This is a genomic window from Pseudomonas sp. LBUM920 (assembly GCF_003852315.1).
GTDB lineage: Bacteria > Pseudomonadota > Gammaproteobacteria > Pseudomonadales > Pseudomonadaceae > Aquipseudomonas.
On sequence record NZ_CP027762.1, the window covers coordinates 2,927,176 to 2,939,543 of the forward strand.

Here is a 12,368-nt window from a genome sequence, read left to right on the forward strand (position 1 = left end):
ACGTGCCCCTTACGGCTTCGGCAAGGCTTGGCCGAACGAGGTGTCGATCAGTTGGTCGATCACCTGATCCACATTGACCCCGCGACGGACCAGTTCCTCGGACACCAGGATCGGCGCCGCGGCCTTGGACGACACCACATCCTGGCGGGTCAGCAACGGGCTGCCGAGGTCGGTACGCGAGAGTTGCAGCTTGGCCACTTCCAGCGGCAGCCCGGACTCATCGGCGAGCAATTTGGCGAACGCATCCGGATGCTTCACCGCCCAGTCGCGGGCCTTTTCATAGGCGCCGAGCACCTTGGTGATGGTCTGCGGATGCTCCTTGGCGTACGTCTCGGTGACGCTGACCACACCGTAGCTGTTGAAGTCTTTGTTGCGGTACAGCAGGCGCGAACCGGCCTGGATTTGACTGGCGGCCATGTGTGGGTCGAGGCCGGCCCAGGCGTCCACGTCACCTTTCTCCAGGGCGGTGCGGCCGTCCGGGTGTTGCAGGTGCACAAGCTCCACGTCATCTTTTTTCAGCCCGGCTTGTTGCAGGCTGCGCAGGGTGAACAGGTACGGGTCGGTGCCTTTGGTGGCGGCGATTTTCTTGCCCTTGAGGTCCGTCACGCTGGTGAACGGCGAGTCTTTGCGTACCACCAAAGCCGTCCATTCGGCGCGGCTGTATACATACACTGATTTGATCGGGCTGCCATTCGCACGGCTCAATACGGCAGACAAACTGGCGGAGGAGGCGAAGTCCACGCCGCCGCTGTTGAGGTACTCCAGTGAGCGGTTGCTGCCCTGGCTCAGTACCCAGCCGACTTTGGTGTGCGGCAACGCCTGCTCTAACCAACCGAAATGCTTGAGCACCAGGCTGACCGGCGAATAGTAGGCGTAATCCAGATTGACTTGCGCCGGGTCGGCCTCGGCGGCAAAGGCCTGGGGCTGCAGGCACAAGGCGAGGGCGCAGGCGCCCAGTAAACGTTGAGCAAAGGGTTTCATGGAACAGCTCCGGACAAGGCGATGAGAGAAGGCTTTTCTTATATTCAGAAAATTGAACTGGCATGTTCCATCATGCTTTATCGGAATATGCAGTCTCTGTGCCATCTACGCCGAAGGCGGATTTGCTCGGGTTTAAGCCGCCGTTGCTGTGATGTCAGCGGGCAGTTTGTTGATCAGCTGTTGCCAGGCGAACAGTTCATATATATCCATATCGAATAAATAAAGAGTTATATATTCCTTTTAATGTCCGATTGGATGGCGCATTTTGAGGGCCTGCGCATTCGTGCGGATTGACCCAACAGCCAAAAGGAAAGCCGACATGACCATTAAAGCGATCAACGTGCGCAACCAGTTCAAGGGCGTGATCAAGGAGATTCTGCTGGGGGAAGTGGTGTCCGAGATCGACGTGCAAACCGCGTCCGGCATCGTGACTTCAGTGATCACCACGCGCTCGGTGCGTGACCTGGAATTGAAAGTGGGCAGCGAAGTGATTGCCTTTGTGAAGTCGACCGAAGTTTCCATTGCCAAGCTGTAAACCAGTGGTTGTAGCAAAAGCAGATTAAGTGCAGATCTGCTTTTCTGTAGGGGCTGGCTTGCCTGCGATGCGGGCACCTCGGTGCGGCAGGCATACCCGGTCGATCCCTTCGCAGGCAAGCCAGCTCCCACATTTGGACCCGGTACGCTCTCACCTGATGCACTCAGATTTAAATGTGGGGCGGAGTTGCTTGGGTAGGTCACTCGGGAGACCGGGTGCCTATGCTTTGCGACAGCCACCGTGGTTGGCGGGATCTGTCAAATCAAGATCAGCATCGGATCAACAGCAGATCTGCTTTTCTGTAGGAGCTGGCTTGCCTGCGATGCGGGCACCTCGGTGCATCAGGCATACCCAGTCGATCCCTTCGCAGGCAAGCCAGCTCCCACATTTGAACCCGGTACGCTCACCTGATGCACTCAGATTTAAATGTGGGGCGGGGTTGCTTGGGTAGGTCACTCGGGAGACCGGTTGCCTATCCTTTGCGACAGCCATCGTGGTTGGCGGGACCTGTCAAATCAAGATCAGCATCGGATCAAAAGCAGGTCTGCTTCTCTGTGGGAGCTGGCTTGCCTGCGATGCGGGCACCTTGGTGCATCAGGCATACCCAGTCGATCCCTTCGCAGGCAAGCCAGCTCCCACATTTGGACCCGGTACACTCTTCACCTGATGCACTCAGATCCAAATGTGGGGCTGGGTTGTTTGGGTAGGTCACTCGGGAGACCGGGTGCCTATCCTTTGCGACAGCCATCGTGGTTGGCGGGACCTGTCAAATCAAGATCAGCATCAGATCAAAAGCAGGTCTGCTTCTCTGTGGGAGCTGGCTTGCCTGCGATGCGGGCACCTCGGTGCGTCAGGCATACCCAGTCGATCCCTTCGCAGGCAAGCCAGCTCCCACATTTGGACCAGTACTCCCACTACCCTGATGCACCCGGATCCAAATGTGGGAGCGGGCTTGCTCGCGAATGCGGTGGGGCATTCAGCTTTTCTGTCGCTGATGCACCGCCTTCTCAAGCAAGCCCATTCCACATTGATAGACGCCAGCCCAGTGAATCTCAGTTGATGCGCGGGCCGCCGCCGCCCGGTTGATGCGGTTGCGGTTTGTCCGGTGGGGCATCGCTGGGCAGGCTTTTGGGTGGGGTGTTCGGGTCTTCATAGTGCTTGTGCAAGTCCCCATCCAGCCGATTGCTCGACGACCCGCCTTTTTGCGGCGTCTCGTCGAAGTGCTCCCATTCCGATTGCTGGAAGCGAAAGATGCTGTCATCGGTCGGCGTGTCGCGGCCGTGGTAATGGTGGATTTCGTAGTGGGCGTACTCGACCTTGTCGGCCCAGTTGTCCTGCAATAGACCGTCGCCGGCCAGGTCGCGGTACCAGTCGTTTTCTTTCTCGGTGGCTTTCTGCTTTTTGTTGTGGTCGACGAAGTAGCCGATGATCCCGCCCACCACCGCCAGCACCACGCCCACCAGGAACAATGGCCCGGTCAATGCCGCCGCCGTGCCTGCGCCAAACAGCGCCGCCGCGCCGAGTACCCCGGCCGACGCACCGAACGCACCACCGGCCACCTGCAGGCCGCCAGCCGCCTGGGCCAGCGGGTCTTTGCTGTCCACGCCACTTTTGATCGCCAGCGCGCCCAATACAATATCGGCGAACCCGCCGACGATGTCCGTGGCCGGGCCGAGCACCTTGATGACCGAGCCGGCAATTTTCGCTGACTTGGACGCGCCGAGCTTGGCCGCGCCTGCAGCGGCGAGGCCGTCATCCAGGTGAGTCGCCAGGCCTTCGGTGGCCTCGGTGACGGCTTTGTCGCCTTCGCCAAACATCTTCGAAATGCCGTCGTACTGGCTGTCGGGCACGGCATCGAGTGCACTGGTGATCTTGGCTTTTACATCGGGGGGCAGGTCGTTGACGCGGAACTCGAAGTTCGGCTCCTGCAGGCCGGTCTTGCCCCAGATTTCCGGCAGCGTTTTGTCCAGACCAAGGAAGTCCACCAAGCCGCCTTTACCCAGGGTCTCGCCAATCTTGTCGCCCAGGCGCACGAAGTGGCTGGAACCGCCGGCAAAGCTCAAGAAGTCCTTGGCGATGGACATGCGCTGCGCGGGCGTTTCGCCGAGCTTGCCGCCTTTGCCGACCAATTGGTAAATCGCCGAAAACAGGGTCACGCCAGCACCGAGAGAACCCAGGATGCCCTTGCTGTTGAGGGTATGAAACACCTCGCCGAGCATGCCGCGGTCGGCGACCGGGATATAGGGTTTGCTCAGCGCGGTTTTCAGGTCGGCCTCGCTGATCGAACCATTGTTCTTGTAGACCTCGCCCAACTCCTCCAGGGCCTTGGTCACGCCAGCGGATTTTTCCTTGCCCTGCAGGCCTTCGTTGAGGAATTTCTCCAGGGTTTCCTGGGTGCGCCGTGGCAGGTCGAGCAGGCTGCCTTTCAAGACGCCTTTGAGCAGGCCGAACAGGTCCTTGGTGGCCAGCTCCTTGTTCTCGTCGGAGATCTTGCTCGGGTCCGAAAGGATCGCGTTGAGGTCGGTGGTCAAGCCGTCGGCCTGAATGTTCTGCGCCGCCTTGCTGGCCGCTTCCGGGTCGAACAACGACAGCGAGGTGAGGGTATCGCTCAGGTCCTTCTGCGCCTCCGAGGTCTTGCCCTGGTCTTGCAGGTCCTTGAGGTACAGCACGTAATCCGGGTTGGACGTCAGGTCCAGGAGCTTTTGCTTGATCTCGTCCTTGTTCGGCAGCTTGTTGATCGCGTCGTCCATTTTCGACTTGTAGTCGGCCTGCACGGTCGGGTCTTTGAACAGCTCGCCGATCTGCTCCTGCACTGCCTTGCCGTCGATGATGTCGTGCATATCGGCCGAGGTCAGCTCGGTCTGCTTGTCATCGAACTCGCGCCAGGTGGTGTTGAACGGGCGCTTGGCTTCTTCGTAGCCGGTAATGCCGTGGCCATTCTGGTAGGCGGCCTGGGCTTCCAGCGCGCGCACCAGCTTGGCGCGCGGGTCGTCCTTGGGAATCGAGCCATCCTTGACGCCGGCGCGGTAGGTGTCGATCAACTGGGTGGTGGCCAGCTCGCTGACGCTCAAGGTTGGCGACTTGTCGTCTTTGTCATCGGCATGGACGCCGGTGTCCATGTTCAGCACGTCGAGGTCACCGGCCTTGGGCAGGTTGTGCTGGGTGCGCGTGTCATCGACCGCGCCGGCACTGAAGGCGTCCCACTTGGCCTTGACGTCATCGTAGAGCTGCGGGCTGAGTTCCTTGGAGACGATGACCTTGCCTTCGCTGGTTTCATAGCGGATCAGGCCATCGCCCAGTTCGTCGGGCGAACCGAACGTGATGTCAGTGTTTTTCAGGAAGTCATTCGGCCCGGCCAACTTATAGCCTTCGGCTTCGCTGGTGTGGATTTTGTCCCAGGTGTCGTGGGCGGTGGCGACGCTCTTGAACAGCTCGGGGCTGACGTCGGAAGACACCACCACCTTGGTGCCATCATGCAGTTCGTAGGTGAGGATGCTGTCTTTCTGGTCGTTGTTCCAGCTGAACGTCTTGTAGTCATTGAGGCCCGGCACCGGCGTGTTGGCGTCGGCCAGGGCCGCCCCGTTATTCAGCTCGCCTTCCACCACGGCCTTCTTGCCAGGGTCGGTGTAGACCTCGTGCAAGCCCGCCAGGTAGTCGAACAGCTTGGGGTTGTCGTCACGGGCCACGACCATCTTCTGGCCGTTGCTCTCAAAGCGGATCAAGCCCGGGCCGACTTCATCCTCGGGGCCGACCGTGGTGCCGGTGTAGGGCGGCCACACTTCGTTGTCGCTGGCGCGTTTGTAGCCGGCGTCTTCGCTGCTGGCGAGGCCGGTGAAGCTCGCATAGTCATCCTTGGCTTTCTGGAAGGCTTCGGGGTTGTCACGCTGGCTGACCACGACCTTGGTGCCGTCCTGGGTTTCATAGCGGATCACGCCCGGACCGGTCTCGTCGGGCGGTCCGAGGGATTTGTAGTCGGCGAGCTTTTCCGGCGCTTTTGCATCCGCGCCAAGGCTCTGGTAACCCGCGTTCTGGCTGGCCACCACGCCCGTGAGCGATTTGAAATCGGCACTCACTTGCTTGAACAGCTCCGGGCTGTCCTGTTCGCTGACGATGACTTTCTTGCCGTCCTGGGTTTCATAACGAATCAACCCAGGCCCGACTTCATCCGGTGGACCGATGGCTTTGTAGTCGGCGAGGGCCGGCGGTGGCGTGGCGTCCTTGGCCGCCAGTGTATAGCCCTGTTGCTGGCTGGCATCGAGCCCCGATGGCGTCTTGTCCTGGGATTCGACTTTTTTGTTGGCGCTGTTTTTGAGCAGCACATGAAACGCGGTGCTCGACTTGGACGGCGTGCGGGGAAGGGTTTTGGAATCGGACGAGCGATCAAGGGGCTGGGTCGCCATACCATGAAACTCCTGCTGTTGCCGGTGGGACGGATGGCAAAAACAGTAACAGCAGGGGTTCGGCATTCGTTGCGAAACGTTGTGAATTAACGCCGGCGACCCGCGCCAACGGGCTCATCCGGCCGGGTTGTGCAAGTCAACAGACTGAACGTTGAGGCGGGCAAGCCCGAGGTTCGAGTGGGGCTGGCCCCGGTAATGGGGCCAGTCGCTCAGCGGTTTTTCAGGCTGCGCTCCATACGCTGCAAGCCCTCTTCGAGCATTGCGCGCGGGCAGCCGAAGTTCAGGCGCACAAACTGCTGGCTGTCATCGCCGAACTCAATGCCGGCGCTCAGGCCGACCTTGGCCTGTTCCAGGAAGAACTGCTGCGGATCGTCCAGGCCCAGGGCGCTGCAATCCAGCCACGCGAGGAAGGTGCCTTGCGGGGCATGCATCACCACGCCGGGCAAACGGGTTTGCACGGCGTTGAGCAGGTAGTCGCGGTTGGCTTGCAGGTAGTTCACCAGCGCCTCCAGCCATTCACCGCACTGGCTGTAGGCTGCGCGGGTGGCTTCCAGGCCAAGCGGACTGACGCTGTCGACCATGCCGCAACGCGCGTTATTAAAGCGCTCGCGCATCTCGGCGTTTTGCACCACGGCAAAGCAGGTCTTCAAACCGGCGACGTTGTAGGCCTTGCTCGCCGACATCAGGGTGATGGTGCGCTGGGCGATCTCGGGGCTGAGGCTGGCGGTAGGCGTATGGCGACGGCCATCGAAGCACAGCTCGGCGTGGATTTCGTCACTGATGATCAGCGCGCCGCTTTCCAGGCAAGCGTTGGCCACGGCCAGCAGTTCTTCACGCGGGAAGACTTTGCCGATGGGGTTGTGCGGGTTGCTCAACAGCAGCGCGCCGGCACCGCTCAGCGCCTGGCGCAGGGCAGGCAGTGGCGTGAGGTATTCGCCGTTGTGCAACGCGAATGGTACTTCGATACGCGGCAGGTTCCAGTTCGCCGGCGCCAGGCGAATCGGGCGATAGTTCGGGGTTTGCAGCACCACCGGCTGGCCCGGCTGCACGAACGCGTGCAGCGCCATGTTGAAGCCCGGTTCGACGCCGGGCAAAAACAGCAGTTCGTCTGGCAGTACGCGCCAGGCGTATTTGGCCCACAGGTCGGCAACGATGGCTTCGCGCACATCCGGCCCGGCCACGCTGTAGCCCAGGATGTGCTGGTCGAGACGCTGGTGCAGGGCTTGCAGTACGGCAGGTGGCGCGGCGATATCCATGTCGGCGATCCACATCGGCAAGACGTCTTGCGGGTAACGGTTCCACTTGGTGCTGCCGGTGCCGAGGCGGGGGTGGATCGTGTCGAAATCAAAGCTCATGGGAGGCTCATGTCAGGGAGGCAGGCGCAAGAATGGCGCTGATTCTAGCGCCATTATTTTTATAGGCCAGAGCTGATTGCCTCGCACAGTTGCCGGTGTGCCTGCTCCACGGCTCGGTTGACCGCTTCTTCACCGCGCACCATGGCGCCCAGATAAACGAAATCCACGCTGCGAATGCCCACCGTGGACAGGATGGCGGTCAGGTACGGCGTCAGAAAGTCCGGCTCATGCCCTTTGCGTGCATTGCCCGAACTGACCAGCACAAAGGTGCGCCGATCCTTGAGCAAGCCGACCTTTTCGAAGCTGGCGTTGACCGTAAAGCTGCGTTGAATGCGCACCACGTGATCGATCCAGCCTTTAAGCGCCGCCGGTACCGTGAAATTGTGCACCGGGGTGCAGAGGATCAGCAGGTCGCAGGCTTCCAGCTCCACAATCAACTGTTCCGACAGTGCCGTGGCGCTGCCGCTCAAGCCGCCGGCCGTGGTGAGGGCGTTGGCGTATTCGCGGGTCAATGGTGGCAACGCCTGGCCGCCGTAGTCACGCTCGGTGATGTGGGCATTCGGCACCAGGTCGCTGAGCAGGGCGCGCGCCAGCTTGAAGGTCTGCGCGGCCTTGCCATGGGGGCTGAAACTGAGCAGCAGGGCGCGGGTCATTGGCTCAGGTCCTGGGAAAAGTGCATCCCCAACGGCAGCAGGCCCTGGCGGAAGTAAAAGCGCTGAGCCAGGGCCATGTGCATGCCGGTATCCAGCACCAGGAAACGGTAGCCACGGGCACGGGTTTCTTCACGGACCCGATCAAGCAATTGCTCGCCCAGGCGCCGGCGTTGCAGCGCGGCGTCCACCACCAGGTCATCGACGTAGATAAAACGGCCGTACAGGGTGTTTTCCGTCAGTCGGTAACCGGCCAGGCCGATCACCTTACCGTGCTCGCGCGCGGCGAGCAGGTGGTAGCCATTCTCCCGTTGCCGCTGGATTTGCTCGGCGAATGCCACCGCGTCGGTCAGGTGCGGGCGCAGTTGCTGCATCACGGCGAAACTTTCGAGGTAGTCGGCGTGGGTGCGCATCGGCACGAATTCAACGAGTTCATTCATGGTTGAGGTTCTCCAGGTGGGCCTTGATCGCGGCCGGTACTTTGCGAAAGCTGATGGCGACGCGGTTCAAGGCGTTCATCAGGGAGATGGCCAGGGTCAGGTCGGCGATTTCCTTGGCGCTGAACATCGCTGCGGCCTCGGCGTAATCGGCATCCGGCACCTGGGTGTGCGCCACTTCGGTGACCACCTCGGCCCAGGCCAGTGCCGCGCTTTCGCGCGCGGTGAACAGTGGCAATGCCTCGCGCCAGGCGGCCAGCAGCATGATTTTTTCCAGGCTCACGCCTTGCTTGAGCAGGTCGCGGGAATGGGCATCCAGGCAATAGGCGCAGCTGTTGAGTTGCGAGACGCGCAAGTACACCAGGTCGATCAATTCTTTTTCCAGGCCGCAGCCGTGGATATAGCTGTGCACCGAGCCCAGGGCTTTGTAGCCGGCGGGCGCGGCCTGGGCGTAATCAAGACGGTGTTTCATCGGCGATCCTTGTGGTCGTTAAGGGATGCGCCATTTTCGACGGCGGGACGGGCGCTCAACAGGGGCATGAATGGACAAGCGGGTTGGGACATGATCAGACTTGGCCTTGTCTTTCTGCCGAGCCCGCCTGCGATGTCGTCACTGCCCAAATACCAGGAGATCTACCGGCGTTTTCGCCTGGCCATCGACCAGGGCCAACTGGGCCCGGGTGATCGTGTGCCGTCGGTGCGCAGCCTGGCGCTTGAGCTCAAGGTGGCGCGGGGCACGGTGGAGGCGGCTTACCAGTTGCTGGTCAGCGAGGGTTTTTTCGAGGCGCGTGGGCAGGCGGGCACCGTGATTGCCGGGGCTTTGCCACAGGTGTCAGTGAAGCCGCCACCTGTCGTGCTGTCAGCCACCAGCGGGCCTCGGCCGCTGCAAATGGGGCTGCCGGCGCTGGATGCGTTCCCGCGCAAGCTGTGGGCGCGGCTGGTCACCCGGCAAGTGCGCCGCACCGATGCAGATAGCCTGGCGATGGGCGATGTGCGGGGCGTTGAAGCGTTGCGCGTGGCGATTGCCAACTACCTTGCGCTGTACCGAGGCGTGGAGTGTGCGCCACGGCAGGTGTTCGTGTGCGCCGGGTATGCGGGGTGTTTGATGCTGTTGTGCGATGCGCTGCAGATGGCGGGGCAGCGTTGCTGGTTTGAAGATCCGGGGTATTTGCATGCGCGGCAGTTGTTGATCCATCAAGGTGTGGAAGTGGTGCCGGTGCCGGTGGACGCCGACGGCTTGGAGGTAGAGCGTGGGATGCAGCGTGATCGGCAGGCGCGGTTGGCGATCGTGACGCCGGCGCACCAGAGTCCGCTGGGCGTGGCGTTGAGCCCGGCGCGGCGCCTGGCTTTGCTGGAATGGGCGCGCGAGCAGGGGAGCTGGGTGGTCGAGGATGATTACGACAGTGAGTTTCGCTATCGCGGGCAGCCGTTGGCGGCGCTCAAGAGTCAGGATGTGGGGGATCGGGTGATCCATGCCGGGAGTTTCAGCAAGATGCTGTTTCCGGGATTGCGGTTGGGGTATCTGGTGGTGCCCGCTGCATTGGTGGAGGCGTTTGAGCGCAGTGCCGAGGCGTTGCAACAGCGCAGTGCGCAGTTGTTGCAGCTGACGGTGGCGGACTTTCTGGAGCAGGGGCATTTTACTCGGCACCTGAAGCAGATGCGGCAGCTGTATGCGCAGCGCAGGGGGTGGTTGGTGGAGGCTCTGAGGGTGCATTGCTCGGGGTTTTTGCGCGTGGATGAGCAGGCGGGTGGGGTTAATCTGCTGGCGCGGTTGTTGGTGGAAGTGCCCGATGATGTGGTGGCGGTGGCGGCTGACAACGCGGGGTTGGGGGTTCAGGCGTTGTCGGGGTGGATGATTGAGCCGGGGCGGGAGCGGGGGCTGTTGATGGGGTTTACGAATGTGGCTACAGCTGGGCAGGCGGTGGAGTTGGCTTTGGTTTTACATCGGGTTATTGCGGGGGGCATATCCGTTGCTGCGGTCACGGCCACTTAGGGTTCCGCTCTTACAGCGGGTCACTTTTGGCAAACGCCCCAAAAGTAACCAAAAGGTCTTTGCCCCACCACTCGGTGCCTCGCCTAGGCTCGGCATGCCCTCACTCCGGCTTGAATCCGTGGGCCGCCGCGACGGGCCATCCATGGCCCAACACGGCTAACCCGGCGTCCTGCCGGGTTACCCACGGATTCAAACCTGCGTTCGGCCAGCGTGGTTGACGGGGCGCCTAAGATCAAAGTCAAAAGCAGATCAAGATCAAAAGCAGAGCACGGCGGCCTAGTAGCCGACCTGAGTGGTTGAAGCAAAAGCAGGGCAACAGCACAGCAACACACTTCTATCTGATGCACTGAGATCCAAATGTGGGAGCGGGCTTGCTCGCGAATGCGGTGGTTCAGTCAGCTCATATGTCACTGACCCACCGCCTTCGCGAGCAAGCCCGCTCCCACAAGTTGACCGAGTTCAGCCGCCAGCACTGCACTGCTTTGCTTTTCTGTGGGAGCTGGCTTGCCTGCGATGCAGGCGCCTCGGTCTATCAGATACACCGGGTTGATGCCATCGCAGGCAAGCCAGCTCCCACATTGAATTGGGTTCAGCTTCCAAGAACAGGTCGGCTGTCAGGCCGCCTCGCTTTTGCTTTTGATCTAACCACTCAGGTCGGCTACTAGGCCGCCGTGCTCTGCTTTTGATCTTGATCTTGATCTGCTTTTGACTTTGATCTTAGGCGCCCCGTTAAACCACGCTGGCCGAACGCAGGTTTGAATCCGTGGGTAACCCGGCAGGACGCCGGGTTAGCCGTGTTGGGCCATGGATGGCCCGTCACGGCGGCCCACGGATTCAAGCCTTCGTTCGGGCACACCGAGCCTAGGCGAGGTGCCGAGTGGTGGGGCAAGAGCCCTTTGGTTACTTTGGGGCTTTTCCAAAGTGACCCGCTGTAAGAGCGGAACCCATAGCGGCCGTTACTCAAATAACGGATATACCCCACCCCAACCACTACAACCCCTGACTCCCCCGAATCAAATCATAAGCCTTACGCGCAATCGGATTCGCCGTATTCGGCCGAATCCACAAGTAGTACGTAACCTCAGGCAGGCGCGGCAACCCATCCGTCTCCCCCAGCACCCGCATGTCCGGCCCCAACATCTCCATGCTGCGCGGCGTCACCCCCAACCCCGCGCGGGTCGCCGCCTTGATCCCAATCAAATTCGACGCCAGATACGCCTGCCGCCACGCAATGTTCGCCCGCTCCAGCGCCTCCAGCGCATACCGCCGATAAATACTCGGCTCATCCACCAGAATCAACGGCAACGGTTCACTCGGCTGGTGAATGTACTGCGCCGAACATATCCACCACACCGGCGATGTACGCAACGCAAACCCCTCCAGATTCGGATCTGAACGCGTGGAAATCACCATGTCCACCTTGCCCCGATGCAAGTCATCCATCAAAAACGGACTACGCCCCACATCAATCTCCAAACGCAGGCGCGGTGCCGAGCGGGCGATGTGGCTGAGGATCGGCGGCAGGATCGTGTCAGCGATGTCATGCGGCGAACCAATGCGCAACACGCCACTCAAGCTGCTTTCACGCAGCGAATTCAACGCATCGTCATTGAGCGAGAGCATCTGCCGCGCATGCCGCAGCAGCTGCATACCCGGCTCGGTCAGCTGCTTCTGCCGCCCGCGCTTTTCAAACAGGCTCACGCCCACCTGCTGCTCCAGGCGCTGCATATGCTGAGTCACGGACGACTGGGTACGCGCCAGATACGTGCCGGCTCCGGCGAAGCTGTGGTGGTCAACCACGGCGATAAAGGTACGCAGCAACTCCAGGTCGAGTGTCGACATAGGCCATTTCCAAAGGCAGTTTTACATCAAGGGTATGAACTTAAACATTACAGATTTTAATGTGTTGTTGAAGCGGATTTTTCCAAGGGCCAACAAATCAGGGGTTATGCCTGAATCAAAGGTCGCCCATACACGGCAAGTTATAACGATATGAGATATTTGAATTTCCGTTGCT

Annotated in this window: 9 protein-coding genes; 2 read left to right on the forward strand and 7 right to left on the reverse strand. The window is 60.9% G+C overall.

Translation table 11 applies throughout. The features are described from left to right. Nucleotides 1-9: 9 nt before the first annotated feature. Complete coding sequence (locus C4J83_RS13550; protein WP_124417282.1) at nt 10-981, reverse strand: aliphatic sulfonate ABC transporter substrate-binding protein; 972 nt, start codon at nt 979-981, stop codon at nt 10-12. Between the two features lie 319 nt (nt 982-1,300). On the opposite strand from C4J83_RS13550, the gene C4J83_RS13555 reads away from it, so the two are divergent. Beyond that, entirely contained in the window at nt 1,301-1,516 is a 216-nt protein-coding gene (locus C4J83_RS13555) for a TOBE domain-containing protein (protein ID WP_003173733.1), read from the forward strand. 1,052 nt (nt 1,517-2,568) lie between these two features. Here the strand turns inward: C4J83_RS13555 and C4J83_RS13570 are convergent. The 5 genes from C4J83_RS13570 to C4J83_RS13590 form a co-directional block, all read right to left on the reverse strand. After that, nucleotides 2,569-5,916 (reverse strand): hypothetical protein, encoded by a 3,348-nt coding sequence (locus C4J83_RS13570; RefSeq protein ID WP_124417285.1) that lies wholly within the window; start codon nt 5,914-5,916, stop codon nt 2,569-2,571. Nucleotides 5,917-6,125: 209 nt separating this feature from the next. Beyond that, nucleotides 6,126-7,271 carry a MalY/PatB family protein gene (locus C4J83_RS13575; protein ID WP_124417286.1) on the reverse strand — a complete coding sequence of 382 codons (1,146 nt, stop codon included), beginning with the start codon at nt 7,269-7,271 and terminating at the stop codon, nt 6,126-6,128. A gap of 59 nt (nt 7,272-7,330) precedes the next feature. Then, nucleotides 7,331-7,924: an FMN-dependent NADH-azoreductase gene (locus tag C4J83_RS13580; RefSeq protein ID WP_124417287.1), complete on the reverse strand. Its 594-nt coding sequence runs from the start codon at nt 7,922-7,924 to the stop codon at nt 7,331-7,333. Continuing rightward, nucleotides 7,921-8,361, reverse strand: coding sequence for a GNAT family N-acetyltransferase (locus C4J83_RS13585; protein WP_106577936.1), 441 nt, complete (start codon nt 8,359-8,361; stop codon nt 7,921-7,923). The genes C4J83_RS13580 and C4J83_RS13585 overlap by 4 nt, the downstream gene beginning before the upstream one ends. Then, complete coding sequence (locus C4J83_RS13590; protein WP_119735317.1) at nt 8,354-8,830, reverse strand: carboxymuconolactone decarboxylase family protein; 477 nt, start codon at nt 8,828-8,830, stop codon at nt 8,354-8,356. The genes C4J83_RS13585 and C4J83_RS13590 overlap by 8 nt, the downstream gene beginning before the upstream one ends. A 132-nt stretch (nt 8,831-8,962) precedes the next feature. On the opposite strand from C4J83_RS13590, the gene pdxR reads away from it, so the two are divergent. After that, entirely contained in the window at nt 8,963-10,351 is a 1,389-nt protein-coding gene (gene pdxR / locus C4J83_RS13595) for a MocR-like pyridoxine biosynthesis transcription factor PdxR (protein ID WP_124417288.1), read from the forward strand. 990 nt (nt 10,352-11,341) lie between these two features. On the opposite strand, the gene C4J83_RS13610 is transcribed toward pdxR, so the two are convergent. Further along, nucleotides 11,342-12,193 carry a LysR substrate-binding domain-containing protein gene (locus C4J83_RS13610; protein WP_106577939.1) on the reverse strand — a complete coding sequence of 284 codons (852 nt, stop codon included), beginning with the start codon at nt 12,191-12,193 and terminating at the stop codon, nt 11,342-11,344. Nucleotides 12,194-12,368: the final 175 nt, after the last annotated feature.